This window comes from Methylobacterium sp. OAE515 (assembly GCF_041806315.1).
In the GTDB taxonomy this organism is placed as follows: Bacteria; Pseudomonadota; Alphaproteobacteria; order Rhizobiales; family Beijerinckiaceae; genus Methylobacterium; species Methylobacterium tardum.
The window spans coordinates 5550704-5572507 of sequence record NZ_JBGMUV010000001.1; the positions used below are offsets into that span (position 1 = coordinate 5550704).

Annotated in this window: 19 protein-coding genes; 5 read left to right on the forward strand and 14 right to left on the reverse strand. The window is 68.6% G+C overall.

The window, feature by feature from the left end:
- Positions 1–19 precede the first annotated feature (19 nt).
- The 10 genes from ABIE45_RS27030 to ABIE45_RS27075 all read right to left on the reverse strand — a co-directional run bounded on the left by ABIE45_RS27030 (position 20) and on the right by ABIE45_RS27075 (position 13227).
- Entirely contained in the window at positions 20–922 is a 903-nt protein-coding gene (locus ABIE45_RS27030; RefSeq protein ID WP_192707569.1) for a tetratricopeptide repeat protein, read from the reverse strand.
- Complete coding sequence (ilvD, locus tag ABIE45_RS27035; RefSeq protein ID WP_192707813.1) at positions 909–2639, reverse strand: dihydroxy-acid dehydratase; 1731 nt, start codon at positions 2637–2639, stop codon at positions 909–911. The genes ABIE45_RS27030 and ilvD overlap by 14 nt, the downstream gene beginning before the upstream one ends.
- 819 nt (positions 2640–3458) lie before the next feature.
- Positions 3459–4244 carry an ethanolamine ammonia-lyase subunit EutC gene (eutC, locus tag ABIE45_RS27040; RefSeq protein WP_192707568.1) on the reverse strand — a complete coding sequence of 262 codons (786 nt, stop codon included), beginning with the start codon at positions 4242–4244 and terminating at the stop codon, positions 3459–3461.
- Positions 4241–5620 (reverse strand): ethanolamine ammonia-lyase subunit EutB, encoded by a 1380-nt coding sequence (locus tag ABIE45_RS27045; protein ID WP_192707567.1) that lies wholly within the window; start codon positions 5618–5620, stop codon positions 4241–4243. Before ABIE45_RS27045 ends, eutC begins: the two co-directional genes overlap by 4 nt.
- Before the next feature lie 62 nt (positions 5621–5682).
- Complete coding sequence (locus tag ABIE45_RS27050) at positions 5683–6543, reverse strand: transglutaminase family protein (RefSeq protein ID WP_192707566.1); 861 nt, start codon at positions 6541–6543, stop codon at positions 5683–5685.
- Between the two features lie 251 nt (positions 6544–6794).
- Positions 6795–7400: an LUD domain-containing protein gene (locus tag ABIE45_RS27055; RefSeq protein WP_192707565.1), complete on the reverse strand. Its 606-nt coding sequence runs from the start codon at positions 7398–7400 to the stop codon at positions 6795–6797.
- Entirely contained in the window at positions 7397–8968 is a 1572-nt protein-coding gene (locus tag ABIE45_RS27060; RefSeq protein ID WP_192707564.1) for a lactate utilization protein B, read from the reverse strand. The genes ABIE45_RS27055 and ABIE45_RS27060 overlap by 4 nt, the downstream gene beginning before the upstream one ends.
- Entirely contained in the window at positions 8965–9708 is a 744-nt protein-coding gene (locus tag ABIE45_RS27065; protein ID WP_192707563.1) for a (Fe-S)-binding protein, read from the reverse strand. The genes ABIE45_RS27060 and ABIE45_RS27065 overlap by 4 nt, the downstream gene beginning before the upstream one ends.
- A gap of 65 nt (positions 9709–9773) precedes the next feature.
- Positions 9774–11504: a ubiquinone-dependent pyruvate dehydrogenase gene (gene poxB / locus ABIE45_RS27070; RefSeq protein ID WP_192707562.1), complete on the reverse strand. Its 1731-nt coding sequence runs from the start codon at positions 11502–11504 to the stop codon at positions 9774–9776.
- Between the two features lie 196 nt (positions 11505–11700).
- Positions 11701–13227: a helicase HerA-like domain-containing protein gene (locus ABIE45_RS27075; RefSeq protein ID WP_192707561.1), complete on the reverse strand. Its 1527-nt coding sequence runs from the start codon at positions 13225–13227 to the stop codon at positions 11701–11703.
- Between the two features lie 146 nt (positions 13228–13373).
- On the opposite strand from ABIE45_RS27075, the gene ABIE45_RS27080 reads away from it, so the two are divergent.
- Positions 13374–13766, forward strand: coding sequence for a DUF2267 domain-containing protein (locus tag ABIE45_RS27080; protein WP_192707560.1), 393 nt, complete (start codon positions 13374–13376; stop codon positions 13764–13766).
- Positions 13767–13941: 175 nt separating this feature from the next.
- Positions 13942–14160 (forward strand): hypothetical protein, encoded by a 219-nt coding sequence (locus ABIE45_RS27085; protein WP_192707559.1) that lies wholly within the window; start codon positions 13942–13944, stop codon positions 14158–14160.
- A gap of 25 nt (positions 14161–14185) precedes the next feature.
- Here ABIE45_RS27085 and ABIE45_RS27090 read toward each other — a convergent pair whose 3' ends face one another.
- Both ABIE45_RS27090 and ABIE45_RS27095 read right to left on the reverse strand, forming a co-directional pair.
- Positions 14186–15103, reverse strand: a complete 918-nt coding sequence (locus tag ABIE45_RS27090) for a hypothetical protein (RefSeq protein WP_192707558.1) — start codon at positions 15101–15103, stop codon at positions 14186–14188.
- Positions 15104–15187: 84 nt separating this feature from the next.
- Positions 15188–17257: a M3 family metallopeptidase gene (locus ABIE45_RS27095; RefSeq protein WP_192707557.1), complete on the reverse strand. Its 2070-nt coding sequence runs from the start codon at positions 17255–17257 to the stop codon at positions 15188–15190.
- Between the two features lie 177 nt (positions 17258–17434).
- Here ABIE45_RS27095 and ABIE45_RS27100 point away from each other — a divergent pair, with 177 nt between their 5' ends.
- The 3 genes from ABIE45_RS27100 to ABIE45_RS27110 all read left to right on the forward strand — a co-directional run bounded on the left by ABIE45_RS27100 (position 17435) and on the right by ABIE45_RS27110 (position 20255).
- Complete coding sequence (locus tag ABIE45_RS27100; protein ID WP_192707556.1) at positions 17435–18397, forward strand: extensin family protein; 963 nt, start codon at positions 17435–17437, stop codon at positions 18395–18397.
- A 75-nt stretch (positions 18398–18472) separates the two neighbouring features.
- A complete protein-coding gene (locus ABIE45_RS27105) occupies positions 18473–19594 on the forward strand; it encodes a L,D-transpeptidase (protein WP_192707555.1) in 1122 nt (373 codons plus the stop codon).
- A 271-nt stretch (positions 19595–19865) separates the two neighbouring features.
- Positions 19866–20255 carry a response regulator gene (locus ABIE45_RS27110; RefSeq protein ID WP_192707554.1) on the forward strand — a complete coding sequence of 130 codons (390 nt, stop codon included), beginning with the start codon at positions 19866–19868 and terminating at the stop codon, positions 20253–20255.
- A gap of 133 nt (positions 20256–20388) precedes the next feature.
- Here the strand turns inward: ABIE45_RS27110 and ABIE45_RS27115 are convergent, their stop codons facing one another.
- Together ABIE45_RS27115 and rsmI are read right to left on the reverse strand one after the other, a co-directional pair.
- Positions 20389–20778 carry a YraN family protein gene (locus tag ABIE45_RS27115; RefSeq protein WP_192707553.1) on the reverse strand — a complete coding sequence of 130 codons (390 nt, stop codon included), beginning with the start codon at positions 20776–20778 and terminating at the stop codon, positions 20389–20391.
- Positions 20775–21746: a 16S rRNA (cytidine(1402)-2'-O)-methyltransferase gene (gene rsmI, locus ABIE45_RS27120; RefSeq protein ID WP_192707552.1), complete on the reverse strand. Its 972-nt coding sequence runs from the start codon at positions 21744–21746 to the stop codon at positions 20775–20777. Before rsmI ends, ABIE45_RS27115 begins: the two co-directional genes overlap by 4 nt.
- Between the last annotated feature and the right edge of the window lie 58 nt (positions 21747–21804).

Below are 21804 nucleotides of genomic sequence, written 5' to 3' on the forward strand. Positions count from 1 at the left end.
GGGTCCGGCCCGGCGGCGGTCAGCGCCGCCGCCGGATCGAGCCGACCGTCTGAAGCTGCGACTGCGCCTCGGCCCGGTCGTCCTCGTTCGCGGCCGCCCAGTTCTTGTCGTAGAGCGCGACGATCCAGTCGTCCTTGCGGTTCTCAGCGCCTTCCCGCGCGAGGGAGAGCCACATCAAGCCCTTCACCCGCTGGATCGGCACGCCGCCGAGGCCGTTGATCAGCATGTCGCCGAGCAGCGCCTGGGCCGGATGGTGTCCCTTCTCGGCCGCGAGGTTGAACCAGCGCGCCGCCTGCCGTGGATCGGCCTCGACGCCGGTACCGTCGAGGTAGAGCCGGGCGAGATTGTACTGGGCGTTGGGGTCGCCGTAATACGACGCCGCGTAGTTGAACATGTCGTAGGCGCGCTCGGGGTTCGGGCGCACGTAGGTGCCCTTGATCCCCTCCAGGAAGTAGGTGCCGAGCGCCGTGAAGGCGCTCCCCAGCACAGCCGAGTTCTGCGGGTCAGGCCCGTCATCGGTGCTGGCATCGGCGATCCGGGAGAAGAACTCGAACGCCTTCAGGTCGTCGTGCGGCACGCCGTCCCCGTCGGCATACATGCGGCCGAGCTTCCACAGGGCCAGGGCATGACCCTGGCCGGCCGCGTATTCCAGCGCCCGGGCGGCGCCCTGCTTGTCGCCGGCATTGTACTCGCGCATGCCGGCGCGCAGCGCATCCTTGGCCGACCGGTAGCTTCGGTCGGCGACCGGGACCTGAACGGGCGTGCGCACATTGGCGTCGAGGGCGCGCGGCGCGTCCGTCGGCACGGCCAGCAGGACGAGAGCCCAGGCCGCGACGGCGATCCTGCCGGCAGACCGGAACCGACCGGGATCGGCCCCGGCCGGCGCCCTGCGCCAGCTGAGGTCAGTCCTAGACGTCCGCATAGCTCTGCGTCTCCTTGGCACCCCCCGGGTGCGTGACCGCGCCGTAGAGCGCCGGGCCGACGCCCTGCGCGTATTTCCAGAGGTAGCCGGAGGTCGCGGTGTTGGCCCGCGGCGTCCAGGATTTGCGGCGCTCGGCCAGTTCGTCGTCCGACAGGGCGACGTTCAGCGTGCCCTGGATCGCGTCGAGGGTGATCATGTCGCCGTCGCGGATCAGGCCGATCGGGCCGCCCACCGCCGCCTCGGGGCCGACATGGCCGACGCAGAAGCCGCGGGTCGCGCCCGAGAAGCGCCCGTCCGTGATCAGCGCGACCTTGTCGCCCATGCCCTGGCCGTAGAGGGCTGCGGTGGTGGACAGCATCTCGCGCATCCCGGGGCCGCCGCGCGGGCCCTCGTAGCGGATGACCAGAACCTCGCCTTCCTTGTAGGTGCGCGACTGCACGGCCTCGAAGCAGGCCTCCTCGCCGTCGAACACGCGGGCCGGACCGGTGAAGACCTGCTTGTCCGCCGGCATGCCGGCGACTTTCACGATCGCGCCCTCGGGCGCGAGATTGCCCTTGAGGCCGACCACGCCGCCGGTCGGGGTGATCGGCTTGTTGGCCGGGTGGACCACGTCCTGATCCGGGTTCCAGGTCACCCGGTCCATGTTCTCCGCGATGGTGCGGCCGGTGACCGTCATGCAGTCGCCGTGCATGAAGCCATGGTCGAGGAGGGTCTTCATGAGGAGCGGGATACCGCCGACCTCGAACATGTCCTTGGCGACGTAGCGCCCGCCCGGCTTCAGGTCGGCGATGTAGGGCGTGCGCCGGAAAATCTCGGCGACGTCGAACAGCGTGAACTCGATGCCGCATTCATGCGCGATCGCCGGTAGGTGCAGGGCCGCATTGGTCGAGCCACCGGAGGCGGCGACCACGGTCGCGGCATTCTCCAGCGCCTTGCGGGTGACGATGTCACGCGGGCGAATCTGCTTCGCCAGCAGCTCCATGACCTTCTCGCCCGCCGTGGCGCAGAACTTGTCGCGGATCTCGTAAGGGGCCGGGGCGCCGGCCGAGTACGGCAGCGCAAGGCCGATCGCCTCGGAGACGGTCGCCATCGTGTTGGCGGTAAATTGCGCACCACAGGCGCCGGCCGACGGGCAGGCGACCTGCTCCAGCTCGTCGAGATCCTCGAGGCTCATGTCGCCGACCGCGACCTTGCCGACCGCCTCGAATAGGTCCTGCACGGTCACGGGCTTGCCGCGGAACGAGCCCGGCAGGATCGAGCCGCCGTAGATGAAGATCGACGGTACGTTGAGGCGGACCATCGCCATCATCATGCCGGGCAGCGACTTGTCGCAGCCGGCCAGGCCCACCAGAGCGTCGTAGGCGTGGCCGCGCATGGTCAGCTCGACCGAATCGGCGATGACCTCGCGCGACGGCAGCGAAGCGCGCATGCCGCCATGGCCCATGGCGATGCCGTCGGTGACCGTGATGGTGCAGAACTCGCGCGGCGTGCCGCTCGCCGCGGCGACACCCTTCTTCACCGCCTGGGCCTGACGCATCAGCGAGATGTTGCAGGGCGCGGCCTCGTTCCAGCAGGACGCGACGCCGACCAGCGGCTGATGGATCTGCTCGCGGGTCAGACCCATGGCGTAGAGGTAGGAGCGATGCGGCGCGCGGTCGGGCCCCTCCGTGACGTGGCGGCTCGGCAGCTTCGACTTGTCGTTCAACACCGTCACCATGACTTCAGACCAAGCCTTCGCACAGCCGTTCCCGAGGGTGCGAGCCACCGCGGCGCATCGCCGTTCGCGATGTGCCGGAGGGGCCGTCCGCGTGCTCGGGAAGTCCTCGTTTCTGAACGGTAAATCGTTGTCGAAATTGCCGTTTACCGCCGATCCTGAGGTGGGCCCGGACTATGGCGGGATCGCGGCGTTTACAGGCAGGTCTCGGGGCGGAGCCGGGATCGTTTTACGGTGTTGCGACCTCGCCACAGCTACGCTTGCCCGCCGCGCGCAAATCGACGCAGAATTAAGGATAATCCTTCCTGGATCGCGATAACCGACATCGTCTGAAGACTTACCGTCCCTGGCGTCCACGCGGAGGGCCGGTGGCCTCGGCGGACGGCCTGTGTTGTCGTATGGGAGATCTTGAGCACGGCGTCGCAACGCGGGTTGCAGGCACGTTGAAGACTTGGGCGGAACCCGCGCTGCATTCACGTGTGCGGCACAGATCCGGACCGCTGCTTGACGGCTAGTCGGCGTTATCGGGTCGGTCGGACGCTCCGCCGACTGAGTGATCCCTCTTTCTCATCCTCCAAGTCAGGTGCGGGCACGCAGCGGCCACTGCGAGGGCGGCGCCCCGTCCCCCCATCCTGAGGTGACCGCGCCAGCGGGCCTCGAAGGAGGCCTCCAGAATTGCGCGGCGGACTGGAGCCCTCCTTCGAGGCGGTCGCTCCGCGCCCGCACTTCAGGATGAGGTCGCGGAGCGGATGATCCAAGCCGAGGCAACGGCTTGTGATCTGCCGTCGGCCCTCCGAACGTGTTTGGGGCTGACCCTGGACCTCAGGCGTCAGGCTGGCTTGGCAGGGCAGCGGCTTGTGCCGCACCGATCAGGATCTGATCGCTCTCGTCTTTCAGCGCCACGCCGGTGAGACCCAGCTTGAGCGCCCGCGTCAGCAGCCAGTCGAGCTTGAACGCGGCGAGGTCGTGGGTGAGACCCGCTGACCGCACGTTGGAGATGCAGTTCCGCTCGGCATCCGAGCGGCCGAGCCGAGGGCCAAAGGTCAGGTAGATCCCGAGGCTGTCGGGGGATGAGAGGCCGGGCCGCTCGCCGATCAGCACGGCGACGGCGCGGGCGGCCAGGGCACCGCCGATCTCGTCGCCCAGTGCCACGCGGGCCTGCCGGGCGAGGACGATCGGTGCGACAGTCCATCCCGCCTTCTCAGCATGAGGCTTGAACGCTGCGAGGAACGGGACGACATTCTCGTGCACCGCCCGGGCCGACAAGCCGTCGGCGACGACGAGCGCGAGATCGGCCTGCGCAGCCTCGGCCTGGAGCGCGGTGCGGTCCTCTGGTGCGAGCCGGCGGCCGAGATCCGGCCGGCGCAGGTACGTCGCCCGGTCGGGCGCCCGGGAGCTGACCGCGCGCGTGGCGAAGCCGAGATCTTCAATGCCGTGCGCCACCGTCTCCGCGTCCAGCGGCGCGTGAACGGCATCGCGGGCCTGGGCGTGGTCAAGGCCGAAGCGCAGCACCTCTCGGGTGGGCAAACCGCTGCCCGCGCGGCCGAGACCGATCCGGGCCGGGGTCAGGCCGGCGAGGCGCCTCCAGATCTCGGCCGGATCGCTCATGCGGCGAGATCCGGTGCCGCGGTCAGAAGCGGCGTCTCCGCACCCGGGATCAGGACACCCGCCGCGTCGGTCATCCCAATCCCGTGCAGCCAAGCCTCGAATTCCGGGGCGCGCTTGAGGCCCAGAACCTCGCGCAGGTAGAGGGAATCGTGGAACGACGTGGATTGGTAGTTCAGCATCACGTCATCGGCTCCCGGCACGCCCATGATGTAGGTGCAGCCGGCCGCCCCGAGGAGCGTCAGCAGCGTGTCCATGTCGTCCTGATCGGCCTCGGCGTGATTGGTGTAGCAGACGTCGACGCCGAGCGGCACGCCCATCAGCTTGCCGCAGAAGTGGTCTTCCAGACCGGCTCGGATGATCTCCTTGCCGTCATACAGATATTCGGGGCCGATGAAGCCGACCACGGTGTTGACTAGGAGCGGCCGAAACACCCGCGCCACGGCGTAGGCGCGCGCCTCCAGGGTCTGCTGGTCGATCCCGTGATGCGCGTCCGCCGAGAGCGCCGAGCCCTGACCGGTCTCGAAGTACATGCAATTGTCGCCGACGGTGCCGCGCTTCAGCGCCAGTGCGGCCTCGTGGGCCTCCGTGAGGAGCGACAGCGTCACGCCGAAGCTGGCATTGGCCCTCTCGGTGCCGGCGATTGACTGGAAGGCGAGATCCACCGGAAGGCCGCGTTCCATGGCGGCGAGCGTCGTGGTCACGTGCGTGAGCACGCAGGCCTGCGTGGGGATGCCGTGGCGGCGGATCAGGGCGTCGAGGAGTTGGAGCAGGTCGCCGAGCGCCTGGACGGAATCGGAGGCGGGGTTGATGCCGATCACCGCGTCGCCGCAGCCAAGGGCCAGCCCGTCGAGGATCGCGGCCGTGATGCCCTTCGCGTCGTCCGTCGGATGGTTCGGCTGGAGGCGGACGGCCAGAGTGCCCGGCAGGCCGATCGTGTTGCGAAAGCGCGTGACCACCCGCGCCTTCCGGGCCACCGAGATCAGATCCTGGTTGCGCATGATTTTCGAGACCGCGGCGGCGATCTCGGGCGTGACCGCGGGGGCGATGCGGGTCAGCGTCTCCGGCGGCGCGGTGAGCAGGAACTCCCGGAAATCGCCGACCGTCAGGTGGCCGATCTCGGCGAAGGCCGCCGCATTGTGCGTGTCGAGGATCAGCCGGGTGACGTCGTCTTGCTCATAGGGGATCAGCGGCCGCGCCAGGATATCGGCGAGCGGTACCTCGGCGAGGCACCATCGGGCGGCGGCATTCTCCTCCGCGGATTCGGCGGCGATGCCGGCGAGTCGGTCGCCCGAGCGGACCGGCGTCGCCTTCGCCATCAGGGTCGCGAGGTCGGCGAAGACGTGGGTGCGTGGGCCGACGACGTGACGGTAGGCCATGCGGACTCCCCCGGGTACACTTACCCGATCACACGATAGGGCGATCCGGCGCGGATGTCCGCTCAGGCCGCACCGGCATGGGGCGCGGGGATCTCGGTCGAGATCGCGTCGATCGTGCGCGGCATCGGGCTGCCCTGCCCGTCCGAGCGCTGGATACGCACCTGCTGGTTGACGGGCTGCATGTTGCCGAAGGGCGTCGAGAACGCGATCTCGGCGGCGTCCCGGCCGACACCGATGCGCACCAGCCCGTCGAGGTCGGCTTGCCGGGTGGCGTCGAACAGCCACCAGCGTCCGTCGAGATAGGCCTCGAACACAGCGTGAAAGTCGCTCGGCACGAGGCCGTGGGCGTAGCAGCTCACGAACCGGGCCGGAATGCCGAGCGCCCGGCAGAAGGCAGCGCCGATATGCGCGAAGTCGCGGCATACCCCGGCTCGCTTGAGCAGGGATTCATCGGCGGTCGTCTCGCCGTCGCTCGTGCCGGGCTGATAGGCGATGTGGTCGTGGATCCAGTTGCAGATCTGATTCACGCGGGCGTGGCCCTTGGGCAGCGCGCCGAACTCGGCCAGCGCGAAGGGCGTCAGGCGGTCCGAGGATACGAACCGGCTGGGCAGCAGGAACGGCAGGATGTCGAGGGGCAGCTGCCCGATCGGCGTCTCGTTGATGGTGGCGGGATCGGCCCGATGCACCGTCAGGTCCACCTCGGCATTGTATTCCAGCGCGAATTGGCCGGTCGGCACGTTGACCGCAAGGTAGCGGTTGAGGAGGTCGGGGGTGGTGTAGAGGTCGCGCTTTAGGTTCGGCGTCAGAACCAAGCTTTCGCTGAGGATCTCGACGCTCTTCAGCTTCGCCACCTCCAAGTTGAAGATGAAGGTGGTGTCCGAGAGGATGTTGTAGGACAGGCTGCAACCAAGCGTGTAGCGCATCGGATCTCCTTGCCGGAAGACGGCCTCTCTGTCGCCGAAGCAAGGGTCGCGCCCGACCGCCGGTTCCAGATCAATCGTCGTTCGACTGGGGAGACGCAGACGACACGTTGGTGCCGGGTTGAGCGGGCGGATCCACCGTCATCGCGAGCGCAGCGAAGCGACCCAGCGCAGCGCGACATCGCCGGGCGTGGCGCATCCCTGGATTGATTCGCTGCGCCCGCACGGACGGCGGTCGAGGCGATGGGCGGGTCTCAGCCGCGGTCTGCAGCGCCTCTCGGGAGCATCACCACGGTCAGCGAGCGCACGCCCTGTGCCCCGTGGATCAGGACGCCCTCGATGTCGGCGGTAGCGGACGGGCCGGTGTGGAGCACCGCATAGGCCGAGCGGCCGAATTCCGGGCGCCGATAGGCCGCCTGGACGTTGGGCAGGATGTCGGCCGGGTCGAGCAGCACGACGAGGTGCTGCGCGAGATAGGCGACCGCATTGACGATCAGCTGGTCCTGCGTGAACAGCACCGAGCCGGTCTCGGCGATGCCGAACACCGCGCGGACCACCGCCACATCGACATCCTCGACCTCCTGCGGATAGCGCACGCTCCGCAGGTCGCGGTTGCCGGTGAGTTCCGGAACCGCCGAGGCGATGACCTTCGCGGCGTCGAGACGCTCGCGGACGCTCGCGAAAACGTCGGCCGGGCCGGGTTCGGCGACCCGGCCGCCCATGCGCTTCAGCCGCTCGCCGAACTCCGCCACGAGGTCGTCGCCGATGAGCGGCGTGAACAGCGGCACGTCCGGCAGCGGGAAGTCGCCGGCCGGCCGGTTCCGGCGGATGTCGGCCAGGATGCTGTCGCGCGCGCTCACCGCTGCGTGTCCTTCATCCGGTTCTGCTTATACCAAGCGTGGAAGGTCTGGCGCGGCGCGTCCGGCATCTCGCGCTTCTTCCCCCAGGTGTTGAGCGGGTTGTAGACCGCGAAGCGCGGCAGGACCTTCAAGGCAGAATCCGCCGCGCCGATCGCCGCCCGATAGGCCGCCGGGCGCGACAGGACCGCGCCGGCGGCCTTCATCATGCCCTGCTTGAGCGCCGGGATCTGGTGTTCCTCGACCAGCACCTTGCGCCACGCGAAGATCTGCTCGTGGATGTTGATCTTCACCGGGCAGACGTTGGTGCAGGAGCCGTTCATCGTCGAGGAGAACGGCAGCGTCGAGTACTTCCGCTTGTTGAAGGTCGGATCGATGATCAGCCCGATCGGCCCGGAATAGGTCGCCCCGTAGGAGAGGCCGCCTGAGCGGCGGTAGACCGGGCAGGTGTTCATGCAGGCGCCGCAGCGGATGCATTTCAGGGACGTCCAGAACTCCTCCATGCCGAGGCGCTCCGAGCGGCCGTTATCGACCAGCACCATGTGCATCTCGGTGCCCTTGCGGGGCGCGCGGAAATGCGAGGTGTACTGGGTGATCGGCGAGCCCAGAGCCGAGCGCGAGAGCAGGCGGATGAAGACGCCGAGATGCTCGACCTTCGGGACGATCTTCTCGATGCCGATGGAATGGATCTGCAGCGGCGGCACGTTCCCGGAGAGATCGGCGTTGCCCTCATTGGTGCATGTGACGACCGAGCCGGTCTCCGCGATGGCGAAGTTGCAACCGGTCATGCCGGCATCGGCCTTGAGGATGTAGGGCCGGGTCGTCTCGCGCTGGCTCTCGGCGAGGTAATGCGCGTCGTCATTGTCCGGGTCGGTGCCAAGCGTCTTGGCGAAGACCTCGGCCACGTCCATGCGGGTCTTGTGGACCGCCGGCGCCACGACGTGGCTCGGCTCCTCGTTGTCGAGCTGCTGGATCCGCTCGCCGAGATCGGTCTCGATGATCTCGATGCCGTTCGCCGCCATGTGGTGGCGGAAGCCGCATTCCTCGGTGAGCATCGACTTCGATTTCACCAGGGTCTTGGCGCCGTGGCTGCGCAAGATCTCCAGCACGATCCGGTTGTGGTCGGCCCCGTCCTTCGCCCAGTGAACGTGGACGCCGTTGGCCTTGGCGGCCGCCTCGAACTGTTCGAGGTAGCGGTCGAGGTGGCTCAGCGTATGGGTCTTGATCTGCGAGGCGAGCTCGCGCAGCTCCTCCCATTCCGGGATGCCGTGCGCGGAGGCGTCGCGCTTCTTGCGCAGGTCCCAGAGACGCTCGTCGTGGGCCGCCTGGTGCAGCGGCGCGGCGAGGAAGCGCTCGGCGGCCTCGGCCTGGTCGATCGGCCGGTCGCCGCGGATCTTTGCGCCGCGGGGCTGCGGCTCGCGGACCTGCGGGGCGCGGATCGGCTTCGAGGCGGCCTCGGCGTGCTGAAGACGGCCGCCATCCTGGCTGCGCTCGCTCTCGTCGCTCCGGGCACGGACCTCCGGGTGGATGACGCCCTCGCGTTCGCGGGGATTGAGATCCTCGACGCTCATGCGGCAGCTCCGTTCAGCACCTGCGCGATGTGGATGTACTTGAGCGGCAGGCCCAGACGCTCGGCGCAACCCTTCTGGTGCATCAGGCAGGAGGAATCCGCCGAGACGACGTAGGCGGCGCCGGCCTGGTTCTGATCGGCGACCTTGTCGTAGCCCATCTTGGCCGAGACGGCCGGTTCGAACACCGAGAAGGTCCCGCCGAAGCCGCAGCATTCGTCCGGCCGGGCGAGATCGACCAGCTCGACCCCGTTGACGAGGCGCAGCAGGTCGAGGGGCTTCGAGAAGTACGGCTTCACCAGCTCCGAGGGCCGCGCATGGTGGATGCCGCGCAGCGCGTTGCAATTGCCGTGATAGGCGACCTTGTGGGGGAAGTTCGCCCAGGGCAGCGCCTCGACCTTGAGCACGTCGTGCAGGAACTCCACCAGCTCGTAGGTGCTGGCGCGGACGTGGCGGACCTCGTCGGTCTGCGGGATCGCCGTCAGGTGCTCGCGGACCTGATGCACGCAGGAGCCCGACGGAGCGACCACGTAGTCGAACCCGGAGAAGTTCTTGACGAACAAAGCCTCGGTCGCGGCGGCCTCAGCATGGCAGCCGGTGTTGGTCATCGGCTGGCCGCAGCAGGTCTGATCGAACGGATACTCCACCGTACAGCCGAACCGCTCCAGCAGCTCGAGGGTGGCGATCCCGACCTCGGGCTCGAAGGCATCGACGTAGCACGGCACGAACAGGCCGACCCGCATGGTCCGGCAACTCCCTGGATCGCCGCCCCGCTGGTCTGGAACGGTTCGAGATTGATAGAGAGGATCTACCGGATGAGGTTGGTCTTGGCGAGGTCGAGAACCGCGTCACCGCGTCCATCCATCACTGCGCGCAGAACATAGAGGCTGAAGCCCTTCATCTGCTGGCCGTCGATCTTGGGCGGCATCGAGAGCTCGTTGCGGGCGGTGCGCACGTCGAGGAGCGCGGGACCATCGAAAGCCAGGACTTCGCGGATGGCACCGGGCAGTTCGGCGGGATCCTCGACCCGTATGGCGAAGATGCCGGCCGCCCGCGACATCGCGGCGAAGTCCGGATTGTCGAGAGCGACGCCGGTCTCGAGATAGCCGGCGGCCTTCATCTCCAGCTCGACGAAGCCGAGCGTCCCGTTGTTGAAGACCACGACCTTCAGCGGCAGGCGGTGCTGCCGCAGGGTCAGGAAGTCGCCCATCAGCATGGCGAACCCGCCGTCGCCGCAGAGTGCGATCACCTGCCGATCCGGCTGGCTCGCCTGGGCGCCGATGCCCTGCGACAGGGCGTTGGCCATGGAGCCGTGGACCCAGGAGCCGAGGAGCCGCCGCCGGCCGTTCATCTGAAGGTAGCGTGCCGCCCAGATCGTCGGCGTGCCGACATCGGCCGTGAAGATGGCGTCATCGGAGGCTGCCTCGCTGAGCGCGCGGGCGAGGTACTGCGGATGCAGAGGGCCGCCTGGCTTGCCGGTGGCGAGATCGTCGAGGCCTGCGCGCGCCTTGGCGTAGTGCTTCAGGCTTGCATCGAGGAAGGACCGGTCGGCCTTCGGCTTCAGCCGCGGCAGGAGCGCCCGGATCGTGGCGCCGACATCGCCTACCAAGCCCAGCTCGATGCGGCAGCGCCGGCCGAGCTCGGACGGGCGCAGGTCGACCTGCGCCACCCTGGCTTCCTGCGGGTAGAATTGCTTGTACGGGAATCCGGTGCCGAGCATCAGCAGCGTGTCGCACGCCATCATGGCCGCGTAGCCTGACGAGAAGCCGATCAGGCCGGTCATGCCGACGTCGTAGGGATTGTCGAACTCGACGAACTCCTTGCCGCCCAGCGCGTGCACGATCGGGCTCTTCAGCGCCTCGGCGAGTTGCAGCAGATCGGCATGGGCGCTGGCGCAGCCGCGCCCGCAGAGGAGCGTCACCCGCTTGCCGGCGTTGAGCATGGCCGCCAGGGCATCGAGCTCGGCATCGGCCGGCTGCACCACCGGCTTGGCGGGGATCAGCCCGGCCCGTGGCGCCAGCGGGCGCTTGGGGGCCTCGCGGAGGGCGACGTCACCCGGCAGGACGATCACCGCGACGCCCCGCTCCCCCACGGCGGCGCGGATCGCGTTCTCCAGGACGAAGGGCATCTGGGCCGGGTCGGAGATCAGCTCGCAATAGTGGCTGCAGTCGCGGAACAACTCCGTGGGTTTCGTCTCCTGGAAGTAGCCCGAGCCGATCTCCGGGGACGGGATATGGGCGGCGATCGCGAGGACCGGCGTCCGGCTCCGGTGTGCGTCGTACAGGCCGTTGATCAGGTGGAGGTTCCCCGGTCCGCAGGAGCCAGCGCAGACCGCGAGCTGGTTCGTGATCTGCGCCTCGCCGGCGGCCGCGAAGGCCGCAGCCTCCTCGTGGCGCGTGTGGATCCATGCGATCCGACCCCGCGCCCGGAGGGCCTCGGTGATGCCGTTCAGGCTGTCGCCGACCACCCCGTAGACGCGGGCGACACCGGCTTCCTGAAGGGTCTCGGCGACGACATCGGCGACGTTGTTGATACGCATGGTCCGGCTCCGCAATCGGGCAAGATGCGGGGACGCGGAATCTCTTGTCCCGAGATCATCATGCGCCACCGAGAACGGGGCAGGCCGCCTGTATGAGCGTCGCGGCAGCACGCCCCGCGAGCCGAACCGCTTAGTTCACGCCGATGTTCCAACGGCCGGCAGGCTTCGCGCTGATCGGTTGTGAAACCGGCTAGGCCTAGCGCTTGGTCAGGCCGCCGAGAACGTTGCGCAGGATCGCGTTGCCGACCTCGCGCCCGACGCTGCGCGCCATCGAGCGGGCAGCGTTGGATACGACCTGTTCGGCGAGGCTCTGCGGCGGTCGCCGACCACCCTTCCCTCTTGCGGGCGTGCCGAAGACGCTGCCGAAGATCCCGCCGAGCATGCCCCCGAGCCCGCCCTCGGAGGCGGCTGCCTCCGGCGCCGCATCGAGATTCTTGCGCTTGGCCAGCATCTCGTAGGCGCTCTCGTTGTCGACGCTCGACTCGTATCTGCCCCGCAGCGGGCTCTGCGCGATCAGCGCCGCCCGCTCCTGCGAGGTGAGCGGGCCGACGCGTCCCTGAGGCGGCGCGATCAGGGCCCGCTCCACCAGCGAGGGCGTGCCCTTCGGCTCCAGAAAGCTCACCAGCGCCTCGCCGACGCCGAGTTCGGTGATCGCCGTCGCGACGTCGAAGGCGGGGTTCTGCCGGAACGTCTCGGCGGCGGCCCGCACGGCACGCTGATCGCGCGGCGTGAAGGCCCGTAGCGCGTGCTGAACGCGGTTGCCGAGCTGCCCGAGCACGGTCTCGGGCACGTCGAGCGGGTTCTGCGTCACGAAGTAGACGCCGACGCCCTTGGAGCGGATCAGGCGCACCACCTGCTCCACCGCGTCCAGGAGCGACTTGGGCGCATCGTTGAACAGCAGATGCGCCTCGTCGAAGAAGAATACCAGCTTCGGCTTGTCGAGGTCGCTAACCTCGGGAAGCTGCTCGAACAGCTCGGACAGCATCCAGAGCAGGAACGAGGCGTAGAGCTTCGGCCGCTGCATCAGCTTGTCGGCGGCCAGGATGTTGACGAAGCCGCGCCCGTCGCGATCCGTGCGCATGAAATCGGTCAGGTCCAGCGCGGGCTCACCGAAGAACTTGTCCGCGCCCTGGTTTTCCAGCACCAGCAGCTGGCGCTGGATCGCGCCCACCGAGGCCGAAGAGACGTTCCCGTACTGGCCGGAGATCGCCTTCAGGTTCTCCGAGCAGAAGGTCAGGAGGGCGCGTAGGTCCTTCAGGTCGATGACCGGCCACTGGTTCTCGTCCGCGACGCGGAAGGCGATGTTGAGCACGCCCTCCTGCGTGTCGTTGAGTTCGAGGAGGCGACCGAGCAGCAGCGGCCCCATCTCGGTGACGGTGCAGCGGATCGGATGCCCCTGATCGCCGAACAGGTCCCAGAACACCGTGGGAAACCGGTCCGGCTCGTAGGTCACGCCGAGTTCCTCGGCACGCTTCACGAAAGCCGGCTTGGCCTCTCCGGAGGCCGCGATGCCGGAGAGATCCCCCTTGATATCGACGGCGAAGACCGGGACGCCGGCGTTGGAGAACCCTTCGGCCAGCACCTGCAGGGTTACGGTCTTGCCGGTACCCGTGGCGCCGGCCACCAGACCGTGCCGGTTGGCGAGCCGAAGGGCCAGAGCTTCCGGCTTGCCCGGCCCGTCCGCCCGGACGCTCTTGCCGACCAGGATCGTGCCGTCGCCCATCGTTCCTGCCCCCGGACCGCCTCCGTGTGGTTATGGACAAGGCGCCGGGAGTTTTCCAGTGAAGCTCCGTCCCGCGCTTGATTTCCGGCGCCTCAGAGTCGAAGGACGTCTGGAAACGTTCCGAAGAGATCGAAGAGATCATCGCCATGGAAGAATTGCTCGCCCGCGTCACCGCCCGCACCGGGCTCGACGCCGCGACGGCACAGACGGCCATCGGTCACATCCTCGCCTTCCTGCAGAAGGAGGGGCCGGAGGCGGAGGTCGGCCAGCTGATGGGAGCCCTTCCGGGCTCCGAAGCGCTGGTCGCGGAATCGAATGCCGGAGAGGGCGGCGGTGGCGGCTTGATGGGCATGCTCGGCGGCATGATGGGCGGCGGCGGCGTGATGGCGCTCGGCCAGAAGCTGATGGCGGCCGGCGTGCCGATGGGTCAGATGCAGCCGCTCGGCCAGGAGCTGTTCGCCTTCGGTCGCGAGAAAGTCGGCGAGGACGCGATGGGCCCGATCATCGGCTCGATCCCAGGGCTCAATCAGTTCGTCTGACGCCGCGACAAGCGTGCGGCACCGCACCGCGTTGGGGCCGCACATCGAGGAACGTGAAAAACAGGTTACGGGGCGAAAGCTTGACGGAACCTGTCCACGCGATCCTCGTTGTTAGAGGTGCGCTCCGGAAGACTGCCCTCGGCAGTATCCGCGACAGCATCCAAGCAGGCCGGCGATGCCCGTCTTCGAAGCCAAACATCTGGACAGCGCATTCGAGGGGCAGGCGCTCCTCGCTGCCATTCTGCATCCGACCCGGGCGGCTCAGACCCGCGCCTTGCGGCACGGTCGACGCCGGGCCGAGCGCGCTGCGGCCCTCGCCGATCCGATGACGCTCGAACCGCGCTTTCCGATCGTGAACGGCGATCTTGCGCCGTCCGACTGCTCGACGCGCTGAACCGGTCAGGCTCCCAGCACAGCCTCTACCACGGCTGCGGCGTGACGAGCCCCTGACGGGTCACCACCACCCATTCGCGGCCGTGGCGCTCGACACCTTCGACGCGGCCGACGCCCGGCAGTATGTCGCCCGGCGCGACCTCGACGAGGCGCCGACGGCGGTTCTCCAGAATAGCGGTTCCGTCGTAGACATCGCGCAGCGCCCAGCCGTCGATCACCGGCGGCTTCTCCGGTGCAGCGGTCTTCATCTTCGGCTCGACCGGCTTGGCGTCGGCGAGCTTCGCTTCGGTCACTTTGGGCTCCGCGGGCTTGGCGTCCGCGCTGCGCGGCGCTTCCGCGATGCTGCCCGTCTGGGTCGGCTCGGCTTTCGCCGCGGCTGCCGCGGGCGCGGCTGCGCGGCGGTCCAGCTGTGCGGTGAGGCTGGCGATTCGCGCGTTCTGCTCGCGCTCGATCTGCTCGAAGCGTTCGCCGAGCGCGGTCGTCTTGGCGTTGAGGCTTTTGTCGAGCTGCGCCAGGCGCTCGCCGAGGACGCCGCTGCGGTTAGCCGCTTCCTTGCGGGACGTGTCGGTTGAGGCTCGCAGGTCGGCCAGGACAGCGTGGAGCTGCGCGATGTCGCTGGCGAGACGCGCCGTCTCAGTCCGGCCGGCATCCAGCGTGGTGCTGAGCGCCATCACGGTGTCGTTGGGCACGCCGGGAGACCGGGTCATGGCGATGACGCCGCCGCCCAGAAGAGCACCGACCGCCAGCGCCGCGCCCGGCACGGCGAGGCGGCGCGGATCGAGCTGCGGCAGGGATGGAAACGTCAGGCGCTTTGCCAGAGCCACCTTCGGCGCTGCGGCCTCGTCCTTCGGGGGCGAGGCCGGCTGCGCCTCGGGCTTGCCGGTCACCACGGCCTTAAGCAGGTCGGCCGGCGACACGGCCCGCTTGGCTTCGATCTTCGTCATCGCCCCGAACTCCGCGCGCAGGCAATCGCTGCAAGCGTTCGTTAAGGACGTTTGTTTACGAAACCCTTACCACGGCCGCGCGGCTTAGGCCGCGAGTCCCCGCTTCTTCAGCAGCGGCTCGATGCTCGGCATCCGCCCACGGAAGGCCGTATACGCCTCGCGCGGGTCCCGCAGGTTACCGGCGCCGTACACGAAGGTGCGCAGACGCTTCGCCGTTTCCGGGTCGAAGATGTCGCCCGCCTCGCGGAAGGCGTCGAACGCGTCGGCGTCGAGCACCTCGGACCAGAGATAGCTGTAGTAGCCGGCCGCGTAGCCGTCGCCCGAGAAGATATGGGCGAAATGCGGCGTCCGATGCCGCATGCTGATCTCGTCCGGCATGCTGATCCGGCGCAGCGCCTCGGCCTCGAAGGCCGGCACGTCCAGACCGGCCTCGCCCTCGGCCGAGAGATGCAGCGTAATGTCGACGATGGCCGAGGCCGTGTACTCCACGGTGGCGAAGCCCTGGTTGAAGGTCCGGGCGGCGAGCAGCTTCTGCAACAGGGCGTCCGGCATCGGTTCGCCGGTCCGGTGGTGACGGGCATGGGCCCGCAGAACCTGCGGCTGCTCCAGCCAGTGCTCGTAGAGCTGCGAGGGCAGCTCGACGAAATCGCGCGAGACGGCGGTGCCGGAGAGCAACGGGTAGGTGACGTCAGACAGGAGGCCGTGCAGGGCATGGCCGAATTCGTGGAACAGCGTCCGCGCATCGTCGAAGGACAGGAGCGTGCTCTCGCCGTCAGGCGCCTTCGCGAAGTTCATTACGTTGACGATGATCGGGGTGATCGTGCCGTTCAGGCGCTCCTGCGAGCGGAAGGCGCTCATCCAGGCACCCGACCGCTTCGACGCGCGGGCGAAGTAGTCGCCCAGGAATAGGCCCACCTCTGAGCCGTCGGGATTGCCGACACGCCAGACGCGAACATCCGGGTGGTAGCGCGGAACGTCGGACAGCTCCGCGAAGGTCAGGCCGAACAGGCGTGAGGCCGTGTCGAAGGCGGCCTGGATCATCCGCTCCAGCGGCAGGTACGCCTTGATCTCGCTCTCGTCGAGGTCGTGCTCGGCACGCCGCACCTTCTCCGCGTAGTGACGCCAATCGTGCGCCTGGAGGGCGAAGTTGTGGCCCTCCTCCTGGATCGTCGCCTGGAGGCGGTCGCGCTCGGCGGTCGCCCGGGTCCGAGCCGGCGTCCAGACGTCGCGGAGCAGGCCCGTGGCGGCATCGGGGCTCGCCGCCATCGTGTCGTCGAGGGCGAAATGCGCGAAGCTCTCGAAGCCGAGGAGCCGCGCCCGCTCGGCGCGCAGGCGGATGATTTCCGCGATGATCGCGCGGTTGTCAGTCGTGCCGCCATTCTCGCCGCGGTGCGTCCAGGCTGCGTAGGCGCGCTCGCGCAGGTCGCGGCGGGTCGAGAAGACCAGGAACGGCTCGATCAGCGAGCGGGACAGGGTGATGATATGCCCGTCGAGCCCCCGCTCCTTGGCGGCGCTCTCGGCCGCCGCGCGCAGGAACGGCGGCAGGCCGGCCAGATCGTCCTCACCCGTCAGCGGCAGGGTGAAGCTGCTCTCGTCGGCGAGCAGGTTCTGGCTGAACTGCGTCCCTAGCTCCGACATGCGCGCGGCGATCTCCGCGATGCGAACCTTGTCGTCCGGTCCGAGATCGGCCCCGGCGCGCCGGAAGCGGATACGGTAGCGATCGAGGACACGGCGCTCCTCAGGCCCCAGCCCCTCGGCCTCGACCGCCGAGATGCGCGCCCAGAGCTGGGCGTTGAGGTAGATCGCGCTCCCGTGCCGGGCGAGCTTCGGGCCGATCACCCGCTCGATCGCCTGCAATTCCGGATTCGTGTGACTGCCGGTCAGATTGTAGAAGACGCCGGCGACCCGCTCGAGGGCCTGCCCTGCCCGCTCCATGGCGCCGACCGTGTTGTCGAAGGTCGCCGCCGCCGGATCGGCCGCGATCGCCTCGATCTCGGCGGCGTGAGCAGCGAGCGAAGCCTCGAACGCCGGGACGTAGTGCTCCGGCCGGATCCGCTCGAACGGCGGCAGGCCGTGCGGCGTCGTCCAGTGCGCCTCCCGGAACGGGTTGTCCTGCGGCAGGCTCGAGAGTCCGGCGTCAGCTGGATGCGGCATGCATTCCTCAAGGTGCGTCCTGGCGACCGACGGATCAGCCGCGTCAATCCGACGAGGTGGGGTCCGCTGCCGCGATCCGGAAGACAGTGGCCGGTTCGGCGCGCGCGTCAACAGGCCGAGCGATCCGAATGGCGTCTCGCTCGTTACCACCGGGCCATGCCTAAGCTTCGAGGCCTCATGCCAGGACGTCCGCCGCCGATCCGCCATTCCGCGAGCCCGCTCGCCCGTGGCCTCCTCGCTCTCGGGCTCGCCGCGATGCCGATCTCAGCGGGGCGCGCTGCCGAGGCTCCGACGGCCGCCGTGCCGGTGCCGCCGCCGATGCCGCCCGAGCGGCCGGATACGCTGAAGCCGCCCGCGCCTGCGCCCGCTGAGGCGATGCCTCCCGTGCCGCCGCCCCGTCCCGCGGAGCTGACGCCCTCTGCCGCGGCCCCGCCCAAGGACGTCGCCAAGGACGCAGCCAAGGACGCAGCCAAGGACGCAGCCAAGCCCGTGAGTGGCACGGACAGCGCCAAGCCCGAGATCCCGACGCCACCACCCACACCGCCCGGTCGGCCGCCGGAGCTGTCCGGCCAGGCGGCCCTGGCGCTCAAGGTGTCACCGCCTGACGACACCGCCTGCCGGACACGCCTCAAGCGTCTCGGCGTCGATTTCGAACCATTGCCGCCGATCGCCGAGGGCCAGTGTACCGCCCCGCTGCCGCTGAAGGTCACCCGCTTCGCTGACGGCGTGGCCTTGCCACAGGGCGCGACGCTGACCTGCCGGACGGCCGAGGCGCTGGCGCGCTGGGCCACGGAGGTTCAGGCGGAGGCCGACCGGATTCTCAAGCATCCGCTGACCGGTCTCGAGCTTGGCGGATCGTATGTGTGCCGGGGCCAGAACCACGATCTGGACGCCAAGCTCAGCGAGCACGCCTTCGCGAACGCGGCCGACATCATGGGCTTCACCTTCGCAGGGCGCGCCAGCATCCCGGTCAAGACGATGGCGGAGGGTTCGGACGACGCGCAGTTCCTCGCCGCCGTTCGCGGCAAGGCCTGCAGGTTCTTCCGGACGGTCCTGGGACCCGGCACGAACGCGGCCCACGCCAACCACTTCCACCTCGACGAGCGCGAGCGAAACGGGGGCCACCGGCTCTGTGAGTAAGGATTCGTGGAACGTTCCCGCCGGCTCAGCGCTTTTGCGACCGGAGCGCACCCGCTCCCGGAGAATGCGACGTCGATGATCCCGACACCTTGGCGGCCGGTCTGCGCGGCGCTCCTGGCGAGCTGCCTCGTCGTGCAGGTGGCGGATGCCCGGCCGGGCAAGAAAGCCCCCAAGGAGGATCAGGCCCCTGCCCTGACCGCGGATGCGATCAACACCGCGACCCTGGCGCCGCAAGGCGGCAGCCAGGCCGACGGGGGCAAAGCCGCGGCGAAGAAGTCCGGCACGGCGCGCAAGTCCAAGGCGACCGACGACAAGGCCGACCCCCTGATCGTGAAGGCACAGGTGCTGTTGGACCGGGCCCGTTTCTATCCCGGCGCGATCGACGGCCGGAAGGGCGAGAATTACCAGCACGCGCTCTCGGCCTTCGCCGTGGCGCAGGGTCTTCCCGCCACTCAGGATCTGACGCCGGAGGTCTGGGACAAGCTTCAGGCCACAAGCGACAAGCCGGCGGCGACCGATTACACGCTGACCGATGCCGACGCCGCGGGACCCTACGTCGACAAGATCCCGCCGAAGATGGAAGAGCAGGCCGATCTTAAGGAACTCGGCTACACCAACCCGCGCGAGATGCTGGCGGAGCGCTTCCACATGAGCCGTGATCTCGTCAGCGCGCTCAACCCCGGCAAGCCCCTCGACAAGGCCGGAACGAGCATCGTGGTGGCAGCGGTCGACCCGATGAGCCTGGATAAGCCCAAGGGCAAGGACCTTCCGCAGGAGCCCAAGGTCGAGCGGATCGAGGTGGACAAGACCAATCGGGATGTCCGCGCGCTTGGGGCGGATGGTAAGCTGCTCGCCTACTATCCCGCCTCGATCGGCAGCACGGAAAAGCCTGCCCCGAGCGGCGACACCAAGGTGAAGGGCGTCGCGTTCGATCCCGATTACACCTACAACCCGAAATACGCGTTCAAGGGTGTGAAAGCGCAGCACAAATTCACGATCCAATCGGGGCCGAACAACCCGGTTGGGGTCGTGTGGATCGATCTCGCAATTCCGAGCTACGGCATTCACGGGACGCCGGAGCCCGAGAAGGTCGGCAAGACCGAATCCCACGGCTGCATCCGGCTCACGAACTGGAACGCCCGCGACCTCGCAGCGCACGTCGCACGGGGCGCGAAGGTGACGTTCAAGGACGATTGAGCATCGGTCTTCATCCGTGGAACGGGATCGTTTCAGGTCGATGCGGTCAAAAATGTATCATCGGTTAACATAGGTTCCCCGAAAGGCCTCGGTAGGGCGTACGGGCGCTTGACACATTACGCATTACGGGCGACGCCACAGGCTACCTCGTGGATCGTCTCGTCGAAGCTGCATCGGTCTCATCCGGCGCAGCACAGGCGGTGCGCCGGCGAGTTCAACCGCACGGTAAGACTCCCGGCGACGGGGGCGTTCGAAGGGAAGACGGCCCGGCGTGAGTGCTGACTCCAACGATGACGTTCTGAACGGCATTCGCGTCCTCGTCGTCGAGGATGAAGCGGCGATCTCGATGCTGCTCGAGGACATGCTCCTCGATTTCGGCTGCGCCGTCGTCGGCCCTGCGGCACGACTGTCGTCCGCGCTGGAGATGGCGTCCCAGGAGACCTTCGAGGTCGCCATCCTCGACGTGAACGTGGCGGGTGAGCCGATCTACCCGGTGGCCGAGGCGATCGCGAAGCGCGACCTCCCGCTCGTCTTCTCCACGGGCTATGGCGGCGCCGGTATCCGCGAGCCCTTCCGCGACCGGCCGGTCGTACAGAAGCCCTTCAGCCAGGCCGACCTGAAGCGCACGCTGATCGGCGCGATCCGGGCTGCGCGCGCCTGACGGGTCGGCCATCATCCGTTTCGGTTCGTCTTTCCTGAGCCGCCGAAGCGAAGGTCGGAAGTGAGAGGCGCAAACGCGCCAGGATCTCGCCCCGGCCGTCGCCTGCTGAAGCGTCCGCTTCCGCGCCCGTGCGTCACAGACCTTCGATCGTGAAAGCATCGGCGACATGCGCCGGCCATTCCCGCGCGCCGACGAACACGGCATCGGCCCGGAAGGTCATCCCCGCACACCACGTGTTCCGGCCGATCCAGGCGCGGACAGCGCGCGAGAAGCGGCGCCGCTTGGCCGCATCGATTGCTTCTCGGGCGTCATCGCGCCGAGACCGCGCCTTCACTTCCACGAACGCGATGGTATTCCAGCGTTGGACGATCAGGTCGATCTCGCCCCCTGCGAAGCTGACGCGCCGGCCGATCGGCCGGTACCCTTTGAGCATCAGGGCCGCCAGCGCGATCCATTCGGCGCGATGGCCGCGCCGGTACGCGGCGCGGCGCCGGTCGGCGTGGTCGGGCAGAACCCCTTTCATCCCTCGCCTCGTGCGAGCGCCAGCGCCCGGTTATAGATCTGCCGCCGCGGCTGCCCGGTTTCGTCGGCCACCAAGCTCGCCGCATCCTTGATCGAGTGGCGCTCGAGTGCCGTCCTCAGCAGCGCATCCAGCGCGGCATCGCCCTCGATCGTCCGCTCCGGCGTGGTCGCGGCGCCGATGATGACGACGATCTCACCCTTCGGAGGACCATCCTGGGCGAAGCGGTCGCTCAGCGAGCCGAGCGTGTCGCGCCGGACGGTCTCGTAGAGCTTCGTCAACTCGCGGGTGACCGCCGCCGGGCGGTCCGCCCCGAGGACCGCAGCGGCATCGGCCAGCATCTCGGGCAGGCGGTGCGGCGACTCGAACAGGACCAGCGTCCCCGGCACCTGGACCAGCGCCTCCAACCGGTTGCGACGTGCCCCGGCCTTCTGAGGCAGGAAGCCCTCGAAGAAGAAGCGGTCGGTCGGCAGGCCCGCCGCCACGAGGGCCGTCATCACCGCCGACGGCCCCGGCACGGGCGTGATCGGGATGCTGGCCTCGATCGCGGCCTGAACCAGCTTGTAGCCGGGATCCGAGACCAGGGGCGTGCCCGCATCGGACACGAGGGCGAGCGCTTCCCCCGCCTTGAGGCGGGCGACCATCCGCTCGCGCACCGCGTCGTTCGAATGCTCGTGGTAGGCCAGGAGCGGCGTGGTGATGCCGTAATGGGCAAGCAGCGTGCGGGTTACGCGCGTGTCCTCGGCGAGCACGGCATTCGCGGCCGCAAGGGTGGCCAGGGCGCGGATCGTGATGTCGCGCAGGTTGCCGATCGGGGTCGCCACGATGTGCAGGCCCGGCGACAGCTGTTCGGCCTCGCTCGCCAGGCCGAACGCCGTGAAGGTGTTGGTGCGTGGACGATCGGTCCCGGGCTTCTGCAAAGGGGTTCTCGTCGGGGCGGCGGGCCCCGGGGCATCGAATCGGCGGGTCATCATCGGCGATCTTGTCACACTGCCTGCTTCTCGTCGCGGCAGGACGACGGGATCGGGG

Bases quoted from the DNA above. Each gene is read 5' to 3' on its own strand.
- ABIE45_RS27100 (WP_192707556.1), top strand. From the start codon at position 17,435: ATGCCAGGACGTCCGCCGCCGATCCGCCATTCCGCGAGCCCGCTCGCC.
- ABIE45_RS27030 (WP_192707569.1), bottom strand. From the start codon at position 922: ATGCGGACGTCTAGGACTGACCTCAGCTGGCGCAGGGCGCCGGCCGGG.
- ABIE45_RS27060 (WP_192707564.1), bottom strand. From the start codon at position 8,968: ATGAGCGTCGAGGATCTCAATCCCCGCGAACGCGAGGGCGTCATCCAC.
- ABIE45_RS27080 (WP_192707560.1), top strand. From the start codon at position 13,374: ATGGAAGAATTGCTCGCCCGCGTCACCGCCCGCACCGGGCTCGACGCC.
- ABIE45_RS27045 (WP_192707567.1), bottom strand. From the start codon at position 5,620: ATGGCCTACCGTCACGTCGTCGGCCCACGCACCCACGTCTTCGCCGAC.
- ABIE45_RS27085 (WP_192707559.1), top strand. From the start codon at position 13,942: ATGCCCGTCTTCGAAGCCAAACATCTGGACAGCGCATTCGAGGGGCAG.
- rsmI (WP_192707552.1), bottom strand. From the start codon at position 21,746: ATGACCCGCCGATTCGATGCCCCGGGGCCCGCCGCCCCGACGAGAACC.
- ABIE45_RS27065 (WP_192707563.1), bottom strand. From the start codon at position 9,708: ATGCGGGTCGGCCTGTTCGTGCCGTGCTACGTCGATGCCTTCGAGCCC.
- ABIE45_RS27105 (WP_192707555.1), top strand. From the start codon at position 18,473: ATGATCCCGACACCTTGGCGGCCGGTCTGCGCGGCGCTCCTGGCGAGC.
- ABIE45_RS27090 (WP_192707558.1), bottom strand. From the start codon at position 15,103: ATGACGAAGATCGAAGCCAAGCGGGCCGTGTCGCCGGCCGACCTGCTT.
- ABIE45_RS27075 (WP_192707561.1), bottom strand. From the start codon at position 13,227: ATGGGCGACGGCACGATCCTGGTCGGCAAGAGCGTCCGGGCGGACGGG.
- ABIE45_RS27115 (WP_192707553.1), bottom strand. From the start codon at position 20,778: ATGAAAGGGGTTCTGCCCGACCACGCCGACCGGCGCCGCGCCGCGTAC.
- ABIE45_RS27050 (WP_192707566.1), bottom strand. From the start codon at position 6,543: ATGCGCTACACGCTTGGTTGCAGCCTGTCCTACAACATCCTCTCGGAC.
- ilvD (WP_192707813.1), bottom strand. From the start codon at position 2,639: ATGGTGACGGTGTTGAACGACAAGTCGAAGCTGCCGAGCCGCCACGTC.
- eutC (WP_192707568.1), bottom strand. From the start codon at position 4,244: ATGAGCGATCCGGCCGAGATCTGGAGGCGCCTCGCCGGCCTGACCCCG.
- poxB (WP_192707562.1), bottom strand. From the start codon at position 11,504: ATGCGTATCAACAACGTCGCCGATGTCGTCGCCGAGACCCTTCAGGAA.
- ABIE45_RS27095 (WP_192707557.1), bottom strand. From the start codon at position 17,257: ATGCCGCATCCAGCTGACGCCGGACTCTCGAGCCTGCCGCAGGACAAC.